Origin of the sequence: Corynebacterium sp. HMSC068H04, assembly GCF_001811255.1 — a bacterium.
GTDB classification, from domain to species: Bacteria; Actinomycetota; Actinomycetes; order Mycobacteriales; family Mycobacteriaceae; genus Corynebacterium; species Corynebacterium hesseae.
Genome location: NZ_KV804019.1, coordinates 12,136 through 33,685, shown reverse-complemented (window position 1 = coordinate 33,685; position 21,550 = coordinate 12,136). Strand labels below are relative to the sequence as shown.

General features: G+C 60.2%; 20 protein-coding genes. 9 read left to right on the top strand and 11 right to left on the bottom strand.

Annotated features, from left to right (window positions below; all coding sequences use genetic code 11):
- Positions 1–61 precede the first annotated feature (61 nt).
- The gene (map, locus tag HMPREF2792_RS09455) at positions 62–931 is read left to right on the top strand and encodes a type I methionyl aminopeptidase (RefSeq protein ID WP_070533153.1); all 870 of its coding nucleotides are present in this window, start codon (positions 62–64) and stop codon (positions 929–931) included.
- 123 nt (positions 932–1,054) lie between these two features.
- On the opposite strand, the gene HMPREF2792_RS13340 is transcribed toward map, so the two are convergent.
- The 6 genes from HMPREF2792_RS13340 to HMPREF2792_RS09425 all read right to left on the bottom strand — a co-directional run bounded on the left by HMPREF2792_RS13340 (position 1,055) and on the right by HMPREF2792_RS09425 (position 5,856).
- Positions 1,055–1,489, bottom strand: coding sequence for a hypothetical protein (locus HMPREF2792_RS13340; protein ID WP_230310860.1), 435 nt, complete (start codon positions 1,487–1,489; stop codon positions 1,055–1,057).
- Positions 1,490–1,536: 47 nt separating this feature from the next.
- The gene (locus HMPREF2792_RS09445; protein ID WP_070533151.1) at positions 1,537–1,890 is read right to left on the bottom strand and encodes a hypothetical protein; all 354 of its coding nucleotides are present in this window, start codon (positions 1,888–1,890) and stop codon (positions 1,537–1,539) included.
- A 309-nt stretch (positions 1,891–2,199) separates the two neighbouring features.
- Positions 2,200–2,598 carry a hypothetical protein gene (locus HMPREF2792_RS09440; protein ID WP_070533149.1) on the bottom strand — a complete coding sequence of 133 codons (399 nt, stop codon included), beginning with the start codon at positions 2,596–2,598 and terminating at the stop codon, positions 2,200–2,202.
- A gap of 40 nt (positions 2,599–2,638) precedes the next feature.
- Positions 2,639–3,070, bottom strand: coding sequence for a hypothetical protein (locus tag HMPREF2792_RS09435; RefSeq protein ID WP_070533147.1), 432 nt, complete (start codon positions 3,068–3,070; stop codon positions 2,639–2,641).
- A 340-nt stretch (positions 3,071–3,410) separates the two neighbouring features.
- Positions 3,411–4,796 carry a mycothione reductase gene (mtr, locus tag HMPREF2792_RS09430; protein WP_070533145.1) on the bottom strand — a complete coding sequence of 462 codons (1,386 nt, stop codon included), beginning with the start codon at positions 4,794–4,796 and terminating at the stop codon, positions 3,411–3,413.
- A 58-nt stretch (positions 4,797–4,854) separates the two neighbouring features.
- A complete protein-coding gene (locus tag HMPREF2792_RS09425; protein ID WP_198530320.1) occupies positions 4,855–5,856 on the bottom strand; it encodes an alpha/beta hydrolase in 1,002 nt (333 codons plus the stop codon).
- Between the two features lie 301 nt (positions 5,857–6,157).
- Here HMPREF2792_RS09425 and mqo point away from each other — a divergent pair, with 301 nt between their 5' ends.
- Positions 6,158–7,660 carry a malate dehydrogenase (quinone) gene (mqo, locus tag HMPREF2792_RS09420; RefSeq protein WP_070533141.1) on the top strand — a complete coding sequence of 501 codons (1,503 nt, stop codon included), beginning with the start codon at positions 6,158–6,160 and terminating at the stop codon, positions 7,658–7,660.
- 289 nt (positions 7,661–7,949) lie between these two features.
- On the opposite strand, the gene HMPREF2792_RS09415 is transcribed toward mqo, so the two are convergent.
- Together HMPREF2792_RS09415 and HMPREF2792_RS09410 are read right to left on the bottom strand one after the other, a co-directional pair.
- The gene (locus tag HMPREF2792_RS09415; RefSeq protein WP_070533139.1) at positions 7,950–9,338 is read right to left on the bottom strand and encodes a protein adenylyltransferase SelO family protein; all 1,389 of its coding nucleotides are present in this window, start codon (positions 9,336–9,338) and stop codon (positions 7,950–7,952) included.
- Positions 9,331–10,146 carry a PhzF family phenazine biosynthesis protein gene (locus tag HMPREF2792_RS09410; RefSeq protein ID WP_070533138.1) on the bottom strand — a complete coding sequence of 272 codons (816 nt, stop codon included), beginning with the start codon at positions 10,144–10,146 and terminating at the stop codon, positions 9,331–9,333. Before HMPREF2792_RS09410 ends, HMPREF2792_RS09415 begins: the two co-directional genes overlap by 8 nt.
- A gap of 51 nt (positions 10,147–10,197) precedes the next feature.
- Here HMPREF2792_RS09410 and HMPREF2792_RS09405 point away from each other — a divergent pair, with 51 nt between their 5' ends.
- The gene (locus tag HMPREF2792_RS09405) at positions 10,198–11,511 is read left to right on the top strand and encodes a DUF4921 family protein (protein ID WP_185963332.1); all 1,314 of its coding nucleotides are present in this window, start codon (positions 10,198–10,200) and stop codon (positions 11,509–11,511) included.
- Between the two features lie 10 nt (positions 11,512–11,521).
- Here HMPREF2792_RS09405 and HMPREF2792_RS09400 read toward each other — a convergent pair whose 3' ends face one another.
- Entirely contained in the window at positions 11,522–12,646 is a 1,125-nt protein-coding gene (locus HMPREF2792_RS09400) for an ATP-binding protein (RefSeq protein WP_070520090.1), read from the bottom strand.
- 77 nt (positions 12,647–12,723) lie between these two features.
- Positions 12,724–13,446 (bottom strand): peroxide stress protein YaaA, encoded by a 723-nt coding sequence (yaaA, locus tag HMPREF2792_RS09395; protein WP_070533136.1) that lies wholly within the window; start codon positions 13,444–13,446, stop codon positions 12,724–12,726.
- 32 nt (positions 13,447–13,478) lie between these two features.
- Here yaaA and HMPREF2792_RS09390 point away from each other — a divergent pair, with 32 nt between their 5' ends.
- Both HMPREF2792_RS09390 and HMPREF2792_RS09385 read left to right on the top strand, forming a co-directional pair.
- Positions 13,479–15,248 carry a proline--tRNA ligase gene (locus HMPREF2792_RS09390; protein ID WP_070533134.1) on the top strand — a complete coding sequence of 590 codons (1,770 nt, stop codon included), beginning with the start codon at positions 13,479–13,481 and terminating at the stop codon, positions 15,246–15,248.
- A 27-nt stretch (positions 15,249–15,275) separates the two neighbouring features.
- Positions 15,276–15,671 (top strand): DoxX family protein, encoded by a 396-nt coding sequence (locus HMPREF2792_RS09385; RefSeq protein WP_070533133.1) that lies wholly within the window; start codon positions 15,276–15,278, stop codon positions 15,669–15,671.
- Positions 15,672–15,701: 30 nt separating this feature from the next.
- On the opposite strand, the gene HMPREF2792_RS09380 is transcribed toward HMPREF2792_RS09385, so the two are convergent.
- Positions 15,702–16,556 carry a hypothetical protein gene (locus HMPREF2792_RS09380; protein ID WP_070533131.1) on the bottom strand — a complete coding sequence of 285 codons (855 nt, stop codon included), beginning with the start codon at positions 16,554–16,556 and terminating at the stop codon, positions 15,702–15,704.
- 37 nt (positions 16,557–16,593) lie between these two features.
- On the opposite strand from HMPREF2792_RS09380, the gene rimP reads away from it, so the two are divergent.
- The 4 genes from rimP (at position 16,594) to infB (ending at position 21,481) form a co-directional block, all read left to right on the top strand.
- Entirely contained in the window at positions 16,594–17,160 is a 567-nt protein-coding gene (gene rimP, locus HMPREF2792_RS09375; protein ID WP_070533129.1) for a ribosome maturation factor RimP, read from the top strand.
- A 3-nt stretch (positions 17,161–17,163) separates the two neighbouring features.
- A complete protein-coding gene (gene nusA / locus HMPREF2792_RS09370; protein ID WP_070533127.1) occupies positions 17,164–18,180 on the top strand; it encodes a transcription termination factor NusA in 1,017 nt (338 codons plus the stop codon).
- A 120-nt stretch (positions 18,181–18,300) separates the two neighbouring features.
- Positions 18,301–18,636 (top strand): YlxR family protein, encoded by a 336-nt coding sequence (locus HMPREF2792_RS12740; protein WP_083306427.1) that lies wholly within the window; start codon positions 18,301–18,303, stop codon positions 18,634–18,636.
- 109 nt (positions 18,637–18,745) lie between these two features.
- Entirely contained in the window at positions 18,746–21,481 is a 2,736-nt protein-coding gene (gene infB, locus HMPREF2792_RS09365) for a translation initiation factor IF-2 (protein WP_070533125.1), read from the top strand.
- The last annotated feature ends 69 nt before the right edge of the window (positions 21,482–21,550 follow it).

Below are 21,550 nucleotides of genomic sequence, written 5' to 3'. Positions count from 1 at the left end.
AGTCAGCGCGCCTGTGGTGTCCTTTGTCGGGCGCTGGGGAAGAGGGCTACCATGAGTAGTTATGACTAAGCGCGCGATGCTGAAGCAAGAAAAAGATACTCCAATCCGCAAGGTACCGAAGGACATTGAGCGCCCGGAGTACGTGTGGAAGGACTCGGTCCAGGAAGCCCAGGGCGAGCCATTCGTGCAGACCCCAGAGGTTATTGAGGCCATGCGTGAGGCCTCCCGAATCGCCGCCAATGCTCTCCAGGAGGCCGGAAAAGCAGTGGCGCCTGGCGTGACCACGGATGAGATCGACCGCGTGGCGCACGAGTACATGTGTGACCACGGTGCTTACCCGTCGACTTTGGGCTACCTGGGGTTCACGAAGTCCTGCTGTGTCTCCCTCAATGAGATTGTCTGCCACGGCATTCCGGACACGACGGTGATTGAAGATGGAGACATTGTCAATATCGACGTCACTGCCTTTAAGAACGGTGTCCATGGCGATACGAACGCTACGTTCCTTGCCGGCAACGTCACCGAGGAACACAAGCTGCTGGTTGAGCGCACCAAAGAAGCGATGATGCGTGGCATTAAGGCCGCGAAGCCCGGCCGTGAGATTAACGTTATTGGACGCGTGATTGAGTCCTACGCTCACCGCTTTGGCTACAACGTGGTCACTGACTTTACCGGTCACGGCGTGGGCCCCACCTTCCACAACGGGCTGGTCGTGCTGCACTATGATTCCATGACCTACCGCGACATCCTCGAGCCCGGGATGACCTTGACCATCGAGCCGATGATCAACCTGGGCTCCCTGGATTATGAGATCTGGGATAACGGCTGGACCGTCCAGAACACCGATGGCAAGTTCACCGCCCAGTTCGAGCACACCATCGTCATTACCGATGACGGCAACGAGATCCTCACTTTGCCGGACGAGGCCTAGCGTTTAAGCGCCAGCGTTTAAGCGCCGAGCGCTTAAACCTAGCCAAGATGAAACAAAGCCCTCCACCTCCCGTGCACTACACGGTGGGGTGGAGGGCTTTGTGGTGCCAGTAAAGAGCGCTAACTAGAAGGAGACGTTCTTCAAAGCCTGGCCAACGTAGTCCGGAATCATGCCGGAGAACACGGCGTAGTTGTAGCCGGCGACTGCGGTGGAGACAGCGGCAGCGGCGACCATAGCGATGGTGCCACCACGCCAGAGGTCCAGCCACTGCGGAACCTGGGACTCGTTCTTGGTGGAGCCGAAAGCGTCGGCGCCGTTGCCGGTGATGTTGCCGTCGGTCACGCCACCCAGCTTGGAGGAGAGGGAGCCCTCGCCCTCAGAGGAGAGCGCGGAGGACATTTCGGAGGAGGTAGCGTCCTTCTGGAGCTCCTCCTGAACCTGCTGCTCGGTCAGGCCGGAGCCCTCAACAGCCTCAGCGGCGGAAGCAACGGTGGTGCCAGCGAAGGCGATGGTAGCGGCGGTTGCAGCAGCAACGGCGGCGGTGCGGAATTTACGCATCTTGAGTAAAGCCTTTCAGAAAGTGGGTTAGAAGGGGAAGGGGAGAACTACATACCGAACTTGAGGTAGTTCAGTGCCGGGCCAACCAGACCACCGGCAATGGTGATGATGGTGGCGACGATGCCGATGCCGGCGAGGGCCTGTGCCCACTTCGGCTCACCGGAGATAGAAGACTTCTGGCCGAAGATGTTCTGGCCGTTTGCTTCCTTCTGGGCGTCGAGTGCCTTGCCCAGCTCGGAGGAGCCGCCTGCCTTCTGGTTGCCCTGCTGCTCGCCAGCAGATGCGGAAGAGTTGGTGGCGGAATCGTTGCTGCTGCCCTCTGCGGCGGAAGCAACGGTGGCGCCGCCGAATGCAACAGCGAGAGCGGTAGCACCAGCAATGGTGGCCTTGCGAATGCGCATAGTGTGAATCCTTTTAAACCTCGTAGGAACTGGAGTAACTAGGGTGTCCCAAGTCACTTGAGCGATTCTAGCGTAAACATTGGAGGGATTCACGGAATCTTCACCACTAACTTTCCCATTTCCCTCTTAGAGAGCTCTAGTTACTTAGCTACGTTCACAGCCACATTAAACCGCTAAGAAATGATCAAGCCAGCATCAAGATTGTCCCGAATCATTAGAAAATCGGGCATGCAAAAGCGCCCATCCTCAAGAAAAGAGGATGGGCGCTAGAAAAAGCGCGCTGAGCTAGTCAGCGTACCCGCAGCTTAATTAGCGGCGGAAGATCGGATCGAGCACGTGCTGCGGAACGATGTTGTTGTACACAGCGAAGTTGTAAGCAGCGATCAGAGCGCCAGCGATAGCGGTGCCGAAAGCAGCGAAGGTGCCATCGCGCCAGATCTCAGCCCACAGCGGGTTGTCTTCAGCCTTCTCCTTGCCGAAGAGATCCTCGCCGGAGACCTTCTTGTCACCCTCGGTAGCGTCGCCCCACTTGGAGGACAGGGTAGCGTCGGAGTCGTTCTCCTTGACCTTGTCGCCAGCGGAGGACAGCTCGGAGGAGGTGGTGTTGGTCTCGGTATCGGCCTCTGCAGCGAAAGCAACGGAGGTACCAGCGAAAGCAACGGAAACAGCGGTTGCAGCAGCAACAGCGGCGGTGCGGAAGTTACGCATGAAATTTAAGCCTTTCGGAAAAGTGTGTGGGGGAGACGTCTTAGAAGGACGGGCCGTGGACGAAGAAGTTGTAAACAACGCCGATCAGGCCAGCCACGGAAGCGACGGCGCTAGCGATGCCCAGGCCGTAGAAGGTCTTGGCCCAGGTCGGCTGATCGCCGAGGGAGGTGCAGTCCTGGTCGGTCTCGTCAGCGTCGCAGTGCTCGTGCTTGGAGGAGCCGAAGATGGCGCGGCCGTCAGCCTCAGTGCCCTTGTTGTCGTTCTCATCAACGTAGAACCAGTCACCAATCTTGGAGGACAGGGAAGCCTCGCCCTTGGTGCCTTCCTCGGAAGCGGAGGAGCCGTTCTCCTGGGAGGTGGAGGAGGCGTTCTCGTCCTGCGGAGCAGCGTCCTGTGCGAAAGCGACGGTGGAGCCGCCGAAGGTAACAGCGAGAGCAGTAGCGCCGGCGAGGGCTGCATTGCGGATACGCATATCAAAAGTCCTTAGTGTCGTACGTGCAAGGCCTCTGGTTGTGAGGTCTTGATTTACAGGGATAGGGATTAATTTGGTATCCCCAAAACACACTGAGCCGGTAGAGAGTATCGGCTCGTTCCGGTGTCCGTAATTAATCTAGCCAACGGTCAGGCAAAATGCACGTCAGTTGGAGCGTTCTTTTATGCACTGCCAGCAATCACCCCCGAAATGGGTGATTTTCTTAAAGGTTGCTGGCAGATGTTGTTGGTGTTAAGACGTGCTTGTAGTGGCTTTCAGTGGGAATGGCGAAATTAGTTTAACGCCAATGTGAAAAACGTTACATGATTCGATGTAACTTTCACTCTAGCCACTCTAGTCCCAAAACGGCGTTCTCCACTACTTCTGGCAGTGCCGGGTGGATCCAATACTGTGAACGGGCGAACTCGCGCATGTCGAGGTCGTAGCTCATCGCGGTGATCAATTGTTGGATAAGCGTGGAGGCCTGTGGGCCCATGATGTGGGCGCCGAGGAGCTTGCCCGTGGTCCGGTCCGCTACCAGCTTGCAGATGCCCGTCGAGTCCTCCATGGCCCAGCCATAGGCAACGTCGCCAAAATTTTGCACCTTTACAGTGACGTCATAGCCCTCCTCGCGGGCTTGTTCCTCAGTGAGGCCGACCGTCGCAATCTGTGGGTGCGTAAAGATGGCAGAGGGCACGTGCTCGTGGGGCATGGGCTGGAGATCGTCCGGGTGCAGCAGATTGTGCTGCACTGCTCGTTGCTCCGCATTGGCCACGTGCTTGAGCATGTACGGAGATGAAACATCCCCGAGCGCCCACACACCCTTGCAGGTTGTGCGGCCAAACTCGTCGACCTTGATTCGACCGTCCTCGTGCATTTCAATGCCGCTGGCAGAAAGATCCATCTGGTCACCGTTGGGCTGGCGGCCGGTGGCAACGAGGATGGCATCTGCCTCCACGACGTCCCCGCTGTCCAAGGTAAGGCGTACGCCGTCTTCGGTTTCATCGAGCGCAGTGGCGGTGCCGATGTGGACGTCGAAGCGCTTTCGTGCGAGGTCGTTGAAGCGGGAGCTTAGGTCCTCATCGAGGAAGCGGAGGAATTTCTCCGATCGGTTGACCACGGTGACGTCGGTCCCCAGGCCGTCGAAGACGTGAGTAAACTCCATGGCGATGTAACCGCCACCTACCACTATGAGGCTGCGCGGCTGCTTCTCAAGACGCATGATGTCTTCATTGGTGTGAACCGGGGCAGTGGCGCTGGCATACGGCTCGGGTAGCACGGGGCGTGAACCGGTAGCGATGACTATATTGTCACCGGTGATGATGTCCTCACCCGCCTGCAGGGTCTTCGGTCCGATGAACCGTGCGTGCTGATCAAAGACTGTAATATTGGGCGTTTCCTCGCCACGGCGGTACTCTTCGCCGCCCTGGGCAATCTGATCAATTCGGTTGTGGAACACGCGCTTGACGATGCCCTCCCAATCCACAGCATCCACGTGGGCGCTGAGCCCAAGGCGCGTGGCCTCGCGCGCGGCGAGCGCAACGTCGGCGGCGTAGACGTACATCTTCGTGGGGATGCAGCCTACGTTGAGGCACGTGCCGCCGAAGGTTCCCTTCTCAATGATGGCGATGGATTTACCGTCAAACTCGGGAGAGGGGATTGAATTTCCCGAACCTGTGCCGATGATGACGAGGTCAAAGTGCTGTGCGGAAGTCATGCCGATCATTCTAAAGGTTGACTAGCCGCAAACCGTGCAGGCTTTTAGGAGCGCGAGGCGCGGGAGGTTAATCCGTCTCAAGTGGTGCTACTGTGCTCAACCATTCCGCCGTGGCGGAGAGAGCGTCTAGTAGCGGCTCGGGACGCGAGAGAAAGAGATCGTGGCGCCCATTGTTGACAACGTGAAGCGTGTAGCGAGCACTGAGTTCCTTGGCCCAGCGCTGGCTTTGCCGTACATCAACGACAGTATCGGCGGTATTGGAGGACTCGCTGTATGGCCGGTTGAGCTCGGAGCGTCCAGAGGTCATAGTGAGCAGCGGGAGCCCAATGTTGATGCGGCCGGAGTGGATTGCGTCGAAGCCGCGGAAGACCGCCGCAACCCAACCCAGGAACTTGGGGTGTCCGCCCAGCGGCTTCAGGCGAAGATCGAAGTCCCAGTCGCCCTGTTCCCCGGAATGGACCGACTCCCCATAGGTTGTGAGGTCACCGGCGGGTATTTCGAGTCGTGGGGCGATGGCAGCGCCGGCATAGATAACGTGTTTGAGCGTCTCGTAGGTTCCATTCGGTATTCCCATCATGGCTAGCCAGGGGCTGTTGAACACGACACCAGCGATGCGGGCGAAACGCTCGCGATCATGGCGGCGAAGGCGATCGAGCCAGAGCGCGGTGATGGTGCCGGCGGTGGAGTGGCCCATGATGATGACACGCTGGTTGGGGATGGCATCGAGAGCTGCATTGAGATCAGCGTCGTAGTACTGCAAGTCGCTGATGTAGTGCCAGGTCTGACCGTCCCGTCGAGAGCGTCCGCACTTGCGCAGATCGAGGGCGTAGAAGGCATAGCCGAGCTCATAAAAGTACCGTGCCACGTGGTCATGGAAGAAATAGTCTGTCATCCCGTGGACCCACAGTAAGGCGGGGCGATCATCATGGGCGTCGCCGCCGGGGCAGTAGCGCACGAGCGTCGCGCAGACAGTGTCTTCGCCGTCAGGGTCGGTGCCGAGTTCGAGTGGAGCGGCCTGGAAGTCGGGGCCGAGGATGTCTTCTGACCATTCGAGTTCGTTATGCGTCATGGGATTCATGATAGGTTGCGCGGCCAGATGCGTCCGGCAGAGCGGAGCGCTGACGGGAAACACCCTGCACCACAAATGGGGTAACAAATTCGAATTCGGGCATTTATTTTTTCAGGAATGCCTATTTCGCAATAAGGGGCGTAAAGTGGAATTAATGCTTGACGGACCTTCCGCAGGGGTGGTCTGTATGCCAGCTTGGACCCTAGCATCGTCGAGCGCTTTCTCACCGCGCCCTGTGCACCCACATGTGCGGGGCATTTGACCACATCGAATACATCGACTTAAAGAGGTAATAAGTACAGTGTCCTCCGATAAGAAGACAACACAAGTAGTAGACGAGGTTGAGGTCGCACTCATTGGTGCAGGTATTATGAGCGCCACCCTCGGCGCCATGCTGCGTGAGCTCGAGCCCAGCTGGACCCAGATGGTCTTCGAGCGCCTGGACGGCCCTGCGCTTGAGTCCTCCTCCCCGTGGAATAACGCTGGTACTGGCCACTCCGCGTTGTGCGAGTTGAACTACACCCCGGAGAAGAACGGCCGCATTGATGTTTCCAAGGCCATGAACATTAATGAGAAGTTCCAGGTTTCGCGCCAGTTCTGGTCCCACCAGCTCAACAACGGCATTCTGACGGACCCGAAGGCCTTCATCAATCCAGTCCCGCATGTGTCCTTTGCACAGGGTTCCATCCAGGTTGACTACCTGAAGCGCCGCTTCGATGCGCTGAAGGACAACCACATGTTCCCGAACATGCAGTTCAGCGATGATGACGCTACCTTCCAGGAAAAGCTTCCTCTGATGTCGGAAGGCCGTGACTTCAACGCCCAGAAGGTCGCTATTTCCTGGACCGAAGTTGGTACCGACGTCAACTTTGGTGCCCTGGCGAAGCAGTTCTTCACCGCGGCTAAGGCAGCGGGTACCGAGATCCGCTACGGCCACGAGGTCGTCGATATCAAGCGCGATGGTTCCAAGTGGCGCGTGGTGGCAAAGAACCTGCACACCGGTGACTACGAGGCCGTCCACGCCAAGTTCGTCTTCGTGGGTGCAGGCGGCTACGCGCTCGACCTGCTGCGCAAGGCTGGGGTCCGCGAGGTTTCTGGTTTCGCAGGCTTCCCGGTTTCCGGTCTGTGGCTGCGTTCTAAGAACCCGGATCTGATTAAGCAGCACCACGCCAAGGTTTATGGCAAGGCTGCTGTGGGCGCTCCGCCGATGTCCGTGCCGCACCTGGATACCCGCGTCATTGATGGCGAGCAAGGCCTGCTGTTTGGCCCGTACGGCGGCTGGTCCCCGAAGTTCCTCAAGAAGGGCTCCTACCTGGACCTGTTTAAGTCCATTCGTCCGGATAACATCACCTCTTACCTGGGCGTTGCGGCACAGGAGTTCGGCCTGACCAAGTACCTGGTTACTGAGGTCCTCAAGGACTTCGACAAGCGCGTCGAGACCCTGAAGGAGTACGTCCCGAGCGCAGACCCGGCAGATTGGGAGACCGTCATCGCTGGCCAGCGCGTTCAGGTGATTAAGCCGGCGGGTGCACCGCAGTTCGGTTCCTTGGAGTTCGGTACCACCCTCATCAATAACCCTGAGGGCAACATCGCCGGCCTGCTCGGCGCTTCCCCGGGAGCGTCCATCACCCCGGCCATCATGGTGGAGCTGCTGGAGCGCTGCTTCGGTGAGCACATGATCCAGTGGGGCGATAAGATTCAGGAAATGATTCCTTCCTACGGCACCAAGCTCTCCAAGGACAAGAAGCTCTACAACGAGATGTGGGAGTACACGCAGAAGACACTGCAGCTTGAGTCCAAGTAATTTCTCCTTTCGGCTCGTAGGTGCTTGCCTCGCAGGTAATTCTCAGTAACTGGCAGGGAGCGTCCAGTGCACCGGAACGCTCCACCAAGGAGAGCGCCCCATAATAATGGTGTGCGTTTGAGAGAGCGCATGCGAGAGAGATAGAGAGAACCCCAGCCGCGCGGGGCGGTCGGCCTGAGAAACCGACCGGGAGCGCGGCAGTGAAAGATAGAGACGCACCGCCGCCCCGAGACTCCGTTTCCTTTCCTACGGAGGCCTCGGGGCGGCGGTGTGTTTTCCTTTTCTTCTCTTACGTTCCGCAGTAGGTGAGGTAGCCTTCCGTGCCACCCGGTTGCTCGTATTCTGGCGCGGCAGTAAAGGGACGCGTGGTGGCGTGAAGCAAGCGGGGGAATTCTTCAGCATCACTCAGTGCGGCCTCGACCAGACGCGGGCGGGGAATCACGCGGGGCACGGTTTGCTTGAGAGACTCGACGTTGGGGCCACTAGCACAGTAGGCATCAACAAATCGAGCGTCACCAAACATCTCATAGGCGTCTGCCGGTTCACCCGCCGCTGCGCTGACGAGACTGCGGTGGGCCTGCGTGAGATCCGGAGCGGACTGTGCAAGGGCCGCACTATAGTCCTGGAAGAGCTCGTCGGGAATCTGCAAACGGCTCGCGGCTTCGCGGCGGCGCGCCTTTTCATAGCGCTCGCCAAAGGAATTGATGGCCTCCTGGGCCCAGGTAAGGGAAGCGTCGGGGGAGACGTCGAAAAGCGGCAGCAGTGATTCCGCCAACCGCGCAAGGTTCCAGCCCAGCATGTCGGGCTGGCGCCCAAAGCGGTAGCGGCCCTGCGTATCGATGGAGCTAAACCAGGTATTGAGGTCATAGTTTTCCATGAACGCGCACGGCCCGTAGTCAATCGTCTCACCCGATAGCGTGGTGTTATCGGTGTTCATCACGCCGTGGATGAAACCCACCTGCATCCACCCGGCAACCGTCGCTGCCTGTGCGTCCATGACGCGGGTAAACAGCTCCCGGTAGTCGGCGCCAGGGTAGTGGCGTTCAATGGTGTAATCGGCGAGCCGCTGGAGCAACCCGGGTACCTGCGAGTGCGCGGCGAAGTGGAAGGAACCAACACGGATGTGGCTCGCGGCAACGCGCACGAGAACGCCTGCTTCCTCCACCATCTGGCGCTGAATGGGACGGCCGGTCCCGATGACCGCCAGCGACCTTGTGGTGGGTACACCGAGGGCGTGCATCGACTCGGAGAAGAGATATTCACGCAGCATTGAGCGCAGCGTGCCGCGCCCATCAGAGCCATAGCGCGAATAGGGGGTTAGCCCTGTCCCTTTGGCATGCAGATCCCAGAGGCCCGTGGGGTTGTGCGCAGCGGTGGGGCCGGTGACTTCACCCAAGAGGAGGGCACGGCCATCACCCATTGTCGGGTTGTATTGGCCGAACTGAAAACCGGCGTAGGCCATTGCGTGGGGAGTAACTGGCCCGCGGCCGAGGAGAAACTCTAGGCCATCTTCGCTGCGCAGCCAGTCCGGGTCGAGGCCCAGTTCGGCGGCTAGCTCTTCGTTGAGCACTACCATTCGCGCCGTTGGCTGTTCTTCGCCCCGGCTCGCCGTGACCATGTGGGAAAGGCGTTGGGCGAACTCGCTGCGTAGCTCGAAGGGGAGGGAGGCATCAGACATCGCGTGACTCCAGGGTTCCGCGCACGCGAACGTGGGCGTTGCCGCCGACCCAGATGTCATGACCATCGTCGTTGATATAGACGCGGCCATCGCGCCCTACCTGGCCGCCCTGTGCCGCGGTATAGCGGGCAGGAACAGCACCCTTGGCGCGCAGGAATTGGGCAGCGCCGCCGTTGAAGGAACCGGTGACGGGATCCTCGAATTGCCCGGTGATGGCGCGGACTACATAAGCGGGGTGATCATTACCGGTGAGCCCGACTACGCCCACTTTGACGCGCGGGGTGGGCGTGGGGCGAAGATTTTGCACGGCCTCGGCAGACTCGAGCTGGACTAGGCGCCAGCCGGGCCCGTTGTCTACCCAGCCGGAGTCAAGGATGCTGTCCTCGTCGATCCCAAGGGCAGCGGCTGCCTCAGCCCGCTCCTCATCACTTAGCGCCCCTTCACGCACCAAGGGCGGGGTAGCGAAGGCGAAGCGGCCCTCTTCCTGGCGCACGGTGACCAACCCAACTCCGCATTCCTGAATCAGGGTGCCGTTCTTTCCGAGTAGTTCCGCCGCCACGCGTGCGCTGCCCAGCGTCGGGTGGCCGGCGAAAGGAAACTCCTCGTACGGGGTAAAAATCCTCACTCGGTAGTCTGCACGTGGATCCGTAGGCGAGCACAGGAAGGTTGTCTCCGAAAAGTTTGTCCAGTGTGCGATGCGCTGCATCTCTTCGGTGCTCAAGCCGTCGGCATCCGCCACCACAGCAAGGGGATTTCCCGTAAACGGCCCAGTGGCAAAGACATCTACTTCAAAGAATCGGTGCTGCATGAGGCTTAAGTCTAGTCGCACCGGTGAGCAGGGAGGTCTACGCTGGGCTGCATGAGCGAAGCACTCTTTAGCCGCGTCGAACCTATCCAGACCATGGCGGATGGGACCGTCAAACAGGTCAACCCCTTCTCCGGAACGGAGGTGTGGACGGTGCCGGGACGTGGAAACCGTCCGCTCTCGCGTCCCGCGAAGGATCCGCAGCCCCTGACGGCCGATGCCATGACGCACAGCTGTGCTTTTTGCTCCGGGCGCATGCTGGACACCCCGCCGGAAAAGTCCCGCATCCTGGCCTCGGGGGAGATCCAGCGCGGGCTCCTTCCACACGAGCTGGACACAACCCAGCCGGTGTTTCGCCGGGTTCCTAACCTTTTTGAGATCGTGTCTTATGACTACTGGCATGAGAACTATGGCTTCACCATGGACCCAGACCTAGCTCAGCACAAGGAGAAATATGAAGCCGATGAGGCCGGGCGCCTGCACGTACTCAACGTGGTGCGCACCAAACTCAAGGCCGCGGGCAAAGACGCCGCGCTGGGCGACGACTCTCTCCTCGCCCTCGCCGATGGCTTCTTCGGTGGCGGGCACGATGTCATCATTTCTTCGCGCCACTTCGTGGAGGGGGCGGTCGACGACAGCCAGCTGGCTTCCTCCGGCACGCTGAGCCCCGATGAGCACTTTCTGCTCACAACCTTCACCGCGGAATCAACGCGCGAGCTCTACCAGCGAAACCGCTATGCCTCTTATGTCGCCGTGTTCCAGAACTGGCTGGCACCGGCGGGCGCGTCCTTCGACCACCTGCACAAGCAGCTCGTCGCGATTGATGCTCTGGGCATGGCAGCCCAGCAAGAAAATGCGATTCTACGTGCACACCCCAACATGTACAACGATTGGGCAGTTGGGTATGCGGCAAAGCGCAACCTTGTTATCGCAGAGAATGACTATGCGGTCCTCTTCGCCGGCTTTGGCCACCGCTATCCCACGCTGGAGATCTTCTCCAAGTCGCCCCGCTGTGAACCGTGGGAACAAACACCTGGCGAAGTCCGTGGAATGTCGGATCTGATCCATGCTGCACACGCCGCAGTGGGGCCGGATGTGGCATGCAATGAAGAGTGGCACCACCGCCCACCCAGCGTGGATCTGCCGCAGCCGTGGCGCGTGATGATCAAGCTCAGGGTATCGACCTTGGCCGGCTTTGAAGGCGGCACGAAGGTCTACATCAACACCATCGATCCATGGGGCTTGCGTGATCGCGTCGTGGACGCCATGTTCCGCCTTCGTGAGCGCGGAAAGATTGCCTCCGGCATCTCTATCGCCACTGAGTGCGAGCTCAAACGCAATAGTTTGCGTTATAACCCGCTGGTGTAATCAGTAACGTTTAGTCCACGTAGGTTTGTTCGCCGCCTGCGTGAAGATAATCGCGGAGGTACGGCAGGGCGAGAGCAACCGTGCCGTGCCGTGGGGCATCGATAAGCCCCTGCTCTAGCAAACGCGCGCGCACTTCACTGAGAGACGTCGTCGTTGTCTTCAGCTCGTGAGCGATAGCGCCAGATGTGGCCGTCCCCGCCTCATCTGCGATATCAGCCAGCGCGTGAAGGTACTCAAGTTGTCGTTGGCTGAGCGCACGTACCGCAGGATCGTGCACTTGGGTTCCCATTGTCGTGATTGCCTCACCAAGAACTGCGTCGACGGTTGTTGAGGAAATGGTCGTCTCACTGGCTTGGGATGCAGCGTTCCAGGCCAAGTACCCGATGAGCTGGATGAGGAAGGGATAACCGTGGCTCGCTTCAGTAGCGCGGTCGGCGGCTTCGTCGTTGAAAGCAATCGAAGTCAAAGCTGCCGTATCTTTGAAAGCGCTGGTCGTAGCTTGCGGGTTAACAGGTCCTAGGTGAAATCTGCGGGCACGGCGCAGAAACGTTGTTCCCGGCAGGTGTAGAAGCTTGTCAACACCGGCAGTAAGCCCTGCCATCACGATGGAAACGTCGAGTTCATCGCGAACAAGATGCTGGAATGCGACTGCGATTATCTCAAGGTCATGAGGATCCGCGTCCTGAATCTCATCGATAGTAAGTAGAATTCCGCTGTCTCGGAGATGAGCGGAGAGTTCGCGCAAGCGCGATTCTAATGTTGGCACTGGTGGCGTACCAATCTCTTCAGTACCAATGCCACCGAGGCCCGCTATACGTATGTCTTTGATTCGACGGGTTGATGGAGAAGCCAGCTGGTTGATCTTTTCTGGGATGATGGAGTCGATGAGCTGAGTGACTGAATTGCTTCGACCACTGACTCGAATAACAGCCCATCCTTGTTGGGCTGCGATGTCCTCGAGCTCAGTCAACAGGACCGTTTTGCCCATCCCACGATGACCGCTAATAAGCATTGCGCGATTAGGGTTGCCAACTCCGCCGTCGAGCCCAACCGTGAAGTCATTGAGGACCGCACTGCGGCCAGCCCACTTAAGTGGGCTGGCACCAAAGGTTGGGCGAAAAGGGTTTCCAGTCATGCTGGAAGTATATAGCAGGCAGATAAATTGATAAATAGATAAATCGGCGGGCGTAGATAAATTGATAAATAGATAAATCAGACCACGAGCACCAGCTCGGTGCCGCGCAGTTCGGTGCTCATGCCCGCCTCCTGGGCTACGCGGGCGGCATCCTCGAGGGAGGAGACATTCTCGCCCTGGAGGGCGAGTACGCGAGCGAGTTCCCCCTTGTAGTGCTTATTGAAGTGGGAGACCACCTTGCGGGAGCCATCCTCCTGCACTGACTCCACGCGCACCGTGGAGGCTTCTTTGAGCTTGCCCAGCTGTTGGTAGGTGCCCGAGCGCATGTCGATGAGGAACTCGCCTGCGTCGATAAGCGCGCGCAGCTCATCGGTGATGGCCGTACCCCAGCGAGACTTGAGAGTCTTCCCGCCCAACTTGGTGCCACCTGAAAGCCGGTAGTGGGGGATGAGATCATCGGCGCGCAGCAACCCGAAGAGCGCATCACCCACAGCGAGGTGTTGACGCGCGGCTGGGGGAAGGGAAGGGGAATCGAGGGCGTCGTACAGCACGCCCGTAAACCGCTCCAGCGCGGGCATGGTGGGGGAGGACGCCAACTCGCGGTTGGACTCGGCTTCCCCGCGCAGCTTTTCCGAGAGCTTGAGCACCTTTTGCGCCTCGTCGAGGGGCAAAGAAGACAATTCAGCAGCGATTTCTTGGCGTATTGGATTCAGCGCGGGGAAAGAGAGCTCTTCCCAGTTGAGGGGCGCGCCGCTGCCGCCGTGTGCTTTGGTCTCAGAAGGAGGGAGGATGATCAGCATGGCTACATGCTAGCGATGTAGACTGAGCAACCATGATTACACGTCTTTCTGAGCTTTTCCTCCGCACTCTTCGTGAGGATCCGGCTGATGCCGAAGTCCCCAGCCACAAGCTTCTCGTCCGCGCAGGCTATGTGCGCCGCGTCGCGCCGGGTGTGTACACCTGGTTGCCATTGGGACTGCGCGCCATGCGCAAGATCGAAGACGTTATCCGCCAGGAAATGAACGCCATCGGTGGCCAGGAGATGCTCTTCCCGGCGCTGCTGCCGCGCGATCCTTATGAGCAGTCGAACCGCTGGACGGAATACGGCAATAATTTGTTCAGGCTTAAGGATCGCAAGGGTGCGGACATGCTGCTGGGCCCGACCCATGAGGAGATGTTCGCCACTGCGGTGAAGGATATGTATTCCTCCTACAAGGACTTCCCGGTCACGCTGTACCAGATTCAGACGAAGTACCGCGATGAGGAACGTCCGCGCGCTGGCGTGCTGCGCGGCCGCGAATTCACCATGAAGGACTCCTACTCCTTCGACATGACGGATGAGGGGCTCGATGAGTCCTATGCCCGCCACCGCAAGGCCTACCAGAACATCTTCGACCGCCTAGAGATCGATTACGCGATCTGTAAGGCCACCTCCGGTGCGATGGGTGGCTCGGCCTCCGAGGAGTTCCTCGCCGTGTCCGAGGTGGGTGAGGATACCTTCGTTCGCGCCACGGAGGGAGACTACGCAGCCAACGTGGAAGCAGTAGTGACCCAGGCGCCGGAGGAGATTCCCTTCGACGGTCTGCCGGAGGCACAGGAGCACGAGACTCCGAAATCCGAGACCATCGAGTCCCTGGTGGAGTGGGCTAAGGGTGCTGGCATTACTGTCGACGGCCGCGAGGTCACCGCAGCGGACACCCTCAAGTGCATGATGATCAAGGTGGCTGCGCCCGCGGCCGCTGAGGAAGAGAAGAAATGGGAGCTGGCCGCCGTCCTTATTCCGGGCGACCGCGAGCTGGATGAAAAGCGCTTGGAGGCTTCGCTGGAGCCAGTCGAGTTTGAGCTCGCCGGCGAGGGCGACTTCAAGAAGAACCCCTTCTTGGTCAAGGGCTACGTTGGCCCGCGTGCCCTCAACGCTCACGACGTGAAGGTTTATGCCGACCCGCGCGTAGTTTCCGGTTCGTCGTGGATTACTGGCGCGGATGCCCCGCAGCGTCACGTCGTCGGCTTGGTGGCCGGCCGTGATTTCACCGTGGGTGAGTTCATCGAGGCCGCGGAGGTCAAGGAAGGTGACCCGGCGCCGAACGGTCAGGGCACTCTGACCCTGGAGCGCGGCATTGAGTTGGGCCACATCTTCCAGCTGGGCCGCAAGTACACCGAAGCATTCGATGTCCAGATTCTGGATGAGAATGGCAAGCGCGCCGTGCCGACCATGGGCTCCTATGGCATTGGTGTCACGCGCATGCTCGCCGTGCTGGCGGAGCAGCGCCACGATGAGAAGGGCCTCAACTGGCCAGTGGCCGTGGCCCCGTACCAGGTGCACGTGGCCGTGGCGAACAAGGACGCCGCTGCCCTCGAGGCCGGTCAGAAGCTGGTGGAGGACCTAGATCGCGCTGGCATCGAGGTGCTTTTCGACGACCGCCCCAAGGTTTCCCCGGGCGTGAAGTTCAAGGATGCGGAGCTGCTGGGTATGCCCTTTATCGCCATCCTGGGCCGCTCCTTCAAGGACGGCATCATTGAGTTGCGCATCCGTGGCGGCGAAACCCGTGAGGTCCCCGCAGACTCCATCGTGGACACCTTAACGGAGCTCATCCGCGGCTAGGTGCGTTAAGCGCGTAGGCTCGCGGGTATGAGTTCTCACCACCCCGCACTGGCATATTCAATGGCTGCAGCACTCTCTGCCATGGGAGTGCTGCATTTTGCTAAGCCGAAGCCCTTCGAGTCCATCATCCCGCCACAACTTCCAGGGTCGGCTCGCTTCTACAACTTCACCTCTGGCGCCTGGGAAGTGGTTACCGGTGCGCTCCTGGCGAACCCATCGACGCGGCCTGCAGGCGGCCTTTCAGCCCTAGCTTTGCTCGCCGCCGTGTGGCCGGCGAACTTCTACCAGGCCTACAGGGACTTAGAAAGCGGCAAGGCATCAACCGGCAAGAAGATCTACCACGCGGTGCGTCTGCCGTTGCAGATTCCGGTCATGCGCTATGCCTGGTCGCTGTACGCCGAAAAGAACGCCAAACGTCGGTAGCTCAGGAAAATCGAGCCCGCGAGGGAGGAATTAAGCTGCACTGATGCGGTGAGATTGGGCGGCTACAGAAATAAGCCAGCTTCGCCATTCAGCATTGGGTGCCGCTTGGTTGGGCGCCTCCTGTGAGGCGGCGGAGGCCCATGTCACCGTGTCACTATGCGCGACGTCGTCAAGGAACGCGCGCGCTGAGGCGGCGTCTACGGGCAGCTCACCGGAGGACGAGGTGTAGGCCGCTGCGGGCTGTGGCACTGGTCCGATTTTGGCTACTGCTTCTTGGAGTGCGAGGACGCGGCTCTCGTGCAGAGCGAGGCGCTCATCAACCAGCTCTTCGACGTCAGGTGTGACATAGGAACGAGCAAAGTCCAAGGCATACACCTGCTGGTATTCCCAGTCCAAGAGTTCGGTGGCGAGGTCAGCGTCACCCTCCGTCAGCTCCGGCACAGCGCCCGGTTCATCGGTGGAGCGGGCCTCCATTGCGATGGCTTGGGCGACGAGCAAGGGCCGAGATTCCGGGGAGACCGCGTCAAGCTGCTCCTCAGTCGATGAAGAAGCTGCGGCAAGCACGGCAGCCGCATCGGTGGCCTCGTGTGCTTCACCCTCACGATTCACTTCGCAGGAGCGCGGAACGTGTCCTTCCTCGTCGCGGCCGCAGAGGCGCTCAATTTCGGAGTAAAGCTCGTCTGCGTGCTGCGCGCGCAGGGACGCGGCATCGGGATCGAGTTTCTGCAGTGCGTGGGCGTCGGCGCTGGCATCGTGAGCCAGAGAGGTCAACGTAGGGTCTGCATGGGGGCCAAAATAATCCACGATCGCGTCGGTGGCTTGGCAGCCGCCCAGCCAGGGGGCGGCGCAGACTAAGAGGGTGGGCACAACTACTCGGCGGTTCACGCGATAGACCCTACCCGGGTGTCCTAGTCTAGAGCGCATGGCATTCCCAACACCCGCGCAACTAACCGAAATCCTGCAGCCTGTCGCCGCCGCGCGCGGCCTCGACATCGAGGACGTGAAGACCACTCGTGCAGGAAAGAAATCTCAGGTCATCATCCGTGTTGACGGTGACGAACGCCCAAGTTCCGATCTCATTGAGGAGCTCTCGCAGGAGATTTCGGCGCTCTTTGATGCACAGGAAGAGGCGGGCACCCTCAACTTTGGCGCGGGTTACACCCTGGAGGTGTCGACGCCGGGGGTGGACTTTCCGCTGAGTGCCCCGCGCCACTGGCGCCGCAACCAAGGGAGGCTCGTGGGCTACGCGCTCACCGAGGAACCTGGCACGACCCGCGTCGCCCGTATCGGAGCGCTGTCCGAGGATGAAGAATCCGTGGCGCTCATCACCACTGTGAAAAAGGAGGTGCGCTATCAGGTTGAGCGATTGGAAAATCTAAGCCGCGCAGTGGTAGAAATTGAATTTGCCCAACCTTCAGCCATGGAGCTGGAGGCGGCACAGCAGACGTTCGACTTCGCCGAGCAGAACTCGGCAACCCGAGAGGACTAACAAGTGAATATTGACCTAGAGGCACTTCGCACGATTCAGCGCGAGCGCGGCGTCCCGGTAAAGGACCTGCTCGAAGCGATTGCGGGTGCCCTTTTGTATTCCTACCTGGATCACCGTGCCGAGTCAGCCGAGACCAAGGCGGAAGGTACGAAGTCTCGCGTCGACATCGACGCCGATAGCGGTGCTGTCACCGTCGTCGTGACCGAGAGTGATCCGGAGACTGGAGAGGTCATCAGTGAATACGACGACACTCCCGACAACTTTGGGCGCATCGGCGCGCAGGCGGTCCGCGATGCCATCCTGCGTAAGCTGCGCGAGAATGAGGCGGAACGAACCTACGATTCCTATTCGGAGCTCACCGGAACGGTTGTGTCGGGCGTCGTCCAGCGCGATATTCACGCGAACAAGCGCGGCGTCGTCGTGGTGCAGCTGGGTACCGAACACGACTCGCAGGATGCTTTCCTGCTGCCCGCCGAGCAGCTGCCGGGGGAGAAGCTCGAGCATGGCGACCGCGTTAAGGCCTACGTCGTGGGCGTGAACCGCACCGGAGCCAAGGTGCAGATCACGTTGTCGCGCACTCACCCTGAGCTGGTGCGTGGCCTGTTCGAGCTGGAGGTCCCAGAGGTTGCTGATGGCTCGGTTGAGCTCATTGCTATTGCCCGCGAGGCTGGCCACCGCTCGAAGGTATCCGTGCGCGGTCACGTTAAGGGGCTCAATGCCAAGGGCGCGTGCATCGGCCCGAAGGGTTCGCGCGTGAGCAACGTGATGCGTGAACTTGGTGGTGAGAAGATTGACATCATCGATTTCAACGAAGACCCTGCCGTCTATGTGGGCAACGCTCTTGCTCCGTCAAAGGTCGTGCGCGTAGAAATCCTCGACTCGGAGGCGCAAGTGGCCAAGGTGACTGTGCCGGATTACCAGCTCTCGCTCGCAATCGGTAAGGAAGGCCAGAATGCCCGCCTCGCGGCGCGCCTGACTGGATGGAAGATTGATATTCACTCTGATGCCGCTCGCGATTAGCTTTCCGACGGGCCTGCGGTGGGATTAAAGGTTTGGCCCGTTTTCGCGTAGAGTAGACAACGGCCCACATGCAGGAATGCTGTGGCGCAGGAATAGTGGCGATACGACGTAAGGAGTTGGATGTCTCAAGGACAGCGGCTCCGCACGTGTATTGCTACGCGTCAAAAGCATCCCGACACGGAACTGCTCAGGGTGGTCGCCGATAGGGACGATCCTTCAGGACGCCGTGTTGTTCCGGATCCAGGCCGCCGCCTTCCCGGTAGGGGAGCGTGGATTAGACCGGATCTGGAAGCAGTAGAGCTGGCGGAGCGAACCCGTGCCTTCAGGCGCGCGCTCCGATTGTCCACAGACGTGGACACAGGTCACGTACGTGAGTACCTCGCTGCTCAGCAGCAGGTGCAGTCGGCGGGTAATCGCCCGTGCGACCCAGAGTTAAAAAGGAAGACCGAACACTGATGAGCACACAACGATGAAGCAGCATCAGCGATGAAAGTCCATAGCCATTAACTAGGGGTCAAGCCGTGTTCCGCGGCCTTGGCTCCTAGAAAGATTGAAGAGGAGACAAGTGCCCGGAAAGCTACGTGTACACGAGTTAGCAAAGCAGCTCGGTGTAACCAGCAAGGAACTGCTCGCCACGCTGAAGGAACAAGGCGAGTTCGTCAAGACCGCATCCTCGACCATCGAACCGCCGGTGATCAAGAAGATGCGCGCACACTATGAAGCAAAGAGTGGCAACGACAAGCCCGCAGACAAGAACGCGTCTGCAGCCACCCCTGCTTCCGCTGCCAAGAAATCTGCTGCCAAGAAGACTGCAGAGAAGAAGCCGGCGGAAAAGAAGCCAGCAGCCACGCCAAAGCCTGGCCCCAAGCCGGGTGGTGCCCCGAAGCCAGGTGCTGCTCCGACGCAGAGCGGCGCCCCCAAGCCGGGTGCCGCTCCCAAGCCGGGCGGTGCCCCGAAGCCGGGTGGCGCTCCCAAGCCCGGAGCACAGCGCAAGGGCGGCGAACGCGCTGTTACCCCGCGTTCTATGCCGAAGCCTGGCGGTACCCGCCGCGTGGCCAATAACCCGTTCTCCACGGGTAGCTCCAGCGATCGACCCAGCCCAGGGCCGCGCCCGGGCGGAAGCAAGGGTCAGCGCTCTGGCGGCAAGCCTGGAGATAACCGCGGCGGTAAGGGCGGCGCCCGCCCGCAGGGCGATGGCAACCGTGGTGGACGTCGTCCTTCGCCAGCGATGATGCCTTCGCATCCGAATCCGGCCAGCATGCCGTCGAAGGCTGCAGGTAGCGGCGGTGGCGGTCGCGGTCGTGGCGGCCGCGGTGGTGGCCCAGGCCATGGCGGTCCAGGCCACGGAGGTTTCCGTGGTGGACGCGGCGGACGCCGCGGTGGCACCGCTGGTGCATTCGGACGTCCCGGTGGCGCACCGCGTCGCGGTAAGAAGTCGAAGCGTCAGAAGCGCCATGAGTTTGAAGAGCAGCAGAAGCATGAGGTAGGCGGCGTACGCTTGCCTGACGGCGGCGGTAAGGTTGTTCGCCTTCGCCGCGGTGCTTCCCTGGCTGACTTCGCCGAGAAGATTGGTGCGGATCCCGCAGCATTGGTGCAGGCGCTCTTCAACCTCGGTGAGATGGTGACCGCTACGGCCTCCGTATCTGAGGACACCCTGCAGCTCTTGGGCTCGGAGATCAATTACGAGGTCCAGGTTGTCTCCCCTGAGGATGAGGACCGCGAGCTGCTCGAGTCCTTCGACCTGCAATTTGGTGAGGACGAGGGCGGCGAAGAAGCCCTTGAGAAGCGCCCGCCAGTCGTGACCGTGATGGGTCACGTTGACCACGGTAAGACCCGCCTTCTGGATACCATCCGTAAGACCAACGAAGGTGCGGGCGAGGCCGGCGGCATTACGCAGGGCATCGGCGCCTACCAAACCACGGTGGACGTTGAAGACGGTCCGCGAACCATCACCTTCCTGGATACCCCGGGTCACGAGGCGTTTACCGCCATGCGTGCCCGCGGTGCTAAGTCCACCGACTTGGCCATCCTGGTGGTTGCTGCTGATGACGGCGTTATGCCGCAGACCATCGAGGCAATCAACCACGCGAAGGCAGCGGATATCCCTGTGGTCGTCGCGGTCAACAAGATTGATAAGCCGGAAGCTTCCCCGGACAAGATCCGTGGTCAGCTCACTGAGTACGGACTTGTTCCGGAGGAGTACGGCGGCGACACGATGTTCGTGGATATTTCTGCGAAGAACAACATCAACATCGACGACCTGCTCGAGGCTGTCATCCTGACCGCGGATGCTTCCCTAGAGCTCACCGCTAACCCGGACATGGACGCGCAGGGTTCTGCGATCGAGGCTCACCTCGACCGCGGTCGAGGCCCGGTGGCTACGGTCATCATCCAGCGCGGTACGCTGCGCATCGGTGATTCCATCGTGGTCGGCGATGCCCATGGCCGCGTGCGTCGTATGCTCGACGAATTCGGTAACGATGTGGAAGAAGCCGGTCCGTCCCGCCCGGTCCAGGTGCAGGGTCTCAATGGCGTACCAGGTGCCGGCGATAACCTCTTGGTTGTTGAGGACGACCGCGTGGCTCGCCAGATTGCCGCACAGCGCGATGCTCGGAAGCGTTCCGCACTGCAGGCGAAGGCGCGCAAGCGCGTCTCCCTCGAGGATCTGGATGCCGTGCTCAAGGAAACCTCGACGCTCAACCTCATCCTCAAGGGCGACAACGCCGGTTCCGTCGAGGCACTGGAAGACGCCCTCTTGGATATCGAGGTCGACGACGAGGTACAGCTCAACATCATCGACCGTGGTGTTGGTGCGGTGACGCAGACCAACGTCACTTTGGCTGCTGCCTCCGACGCCGTCATCATTGCCTTCAACGTTCGCGCTGAGGGTAAGGCAACCGAGGAAGCCAACGCCGAGGGCGTTGATATCCGCTACTACACGGTGATTTACCGTGCTATCGAAGAGGTCGGGGCAGCGCTGAAGGGCATGCTCAAGCCCATCTACGAGGAGCGCGACACCGGTGCAGCGGAGATCCGCGCGCTGTTCAAGTCCTCCGCGGTCGGCACCATTGCCGGTTGTATGGTCACCGAGGGCAAGGTCAAGCGCAACGGCAAGGTGCGCCTCGTGCGCGACGGAAACGTCATTACCTCCGATGCCAAGATCGAGTCCCTGCGCCACGAGAAGGATGACGCCAACGAGATTAACGCCGGATATGAGTGCGGTATGGTTCTGTCCTACCCGGATATCCAGGTAGGCGATATCATTCAGGCCTTTGAAGAAGTCGAGGTCCCGCGCGACTAGCCGCACCTGAGTTCTTCACTCAGTAACAGAGCTCAGTACTAAAGCCCAGCCAGGAGAGATTCTGGCTGG

Excerpts from the sequence above, each read along its gene's own strand:
- map (WP_070533153.1), top strand. The coding sequence starts at position 62 with ATGACTAAGCGCGCGATGCTGAAGCAAGAAAAAGATACTCCAATCCGC.
- HMPREF2792_RS13340 (WP_230310860.1), bottom strand. The coding sequence starts at position 1,489 with ATGCGTAAATTCCGCACCGCCGCCGTTGCTGCTGCAACCGCCGCTACC.
- HMPREF2792_RS09445 (WP_070533151.1), bottom strand. The coding sequence starts at position 1,890 with ATGCGCATTCGCAAGGCCACCATTGCTGGTGCTACCGCTCTCGCTGTT.
- HMPREF2792_RS09440 (WP_070533149.1), bottom strand. The coding sequence starts at position 2,598 with ATGCGTAACTTCCGCACCGCCGCTGTTGCTGCTGCAACCGCTGTTTCC.
- HMPREF2792_RS09435 (WP_070533147.1), bottom strand. The coding sequence starts at position 3,070 with ATGCGTATCCGCAATGCAGCCCTCGCCGGCGCTACTGCTCTCGCTGTT.
- mtr (WP_070533145.1), bottom strand. The coding sequence starts at position 4,796 with ATGATCGGCATGACTTCCGCACAGCACTTTGACCTCGTCATCATCGGC.
- HMPREF2792_RS09425 (WP_198530320.1), bottom strand. The coding sequence starts at position 5,856 with ATGACGCATAACGAACTCGAATGGTCAGAAGACATCCTCGGCCCCGAC.
- HMPREF2792_RS09415 (WP_070533139.1), bottom strand. The coding sequence starts at position 9,338 with ATGTCTGATGCCTCCCTCCCCTTCGAGCTACGCAGCGAGTTCGCCCAA.
- HMPREF2792_RS09410 (WP_070533138.1), bottom strand. The coding sequence starts at position 10,146 with ATGCAGCACCGATTCTTTGAAGTAGATGTCTTTGCCACTGGGCCGTTT.
- HMPREF2792_RS09405 (WP_185963332.1), top strand. The coding sequence starts at position 10,198 with ATGAGCGAAGCACTCTTTAGCCGCGTCGAACCTATCCAGACCATGGCG.
- HMPREF2792_RS09400 (WP_070520090.1), bottom strand. The coding sequence starts at position 12,646 with ATGACTGGAAACCCTTTTCGCCCAACCTTTGGTGCCAGCCCACTTAAG.
- yaaA (WP_070533136.1), bottom strand. The coding sequence starts at position 13,446 with ATGCTGATCATCCTCCCTCCTTCTGAGACCAAAGCACACGGCGGCAGC.
- HMPREF2792_RS09390 (WP_070533134.1), top strand. The coding sequence starts at position 13,479 with ATGATTACACGTCTTTCTGAGCTTTTCCTCCGCACTCTTCGTGAGGAT.
- HMPREF2792_RS09385 (WP_070533133.1), top strand. The coding sequence starts at position 15,276 with ATGAGTTCTCACCACCCCGCACTGGCATATTCAATGGCTGCAGCACTC.
- rimP (WP_070533129.1), top strand. The coding sequence starts at position 16,594 with ATGGCATTCCCAACACCCGCGCAACTAACCGAAATCCTGCAGCCTGTC.
- HMPREF2792_RS12740 (WP_083306427.1), top strand. The coding sequence starts at position 18,301 with ATGTCTCAAGGACAGCGGCTCCGCACGTGTATTGCTACGCGTCAAAAG.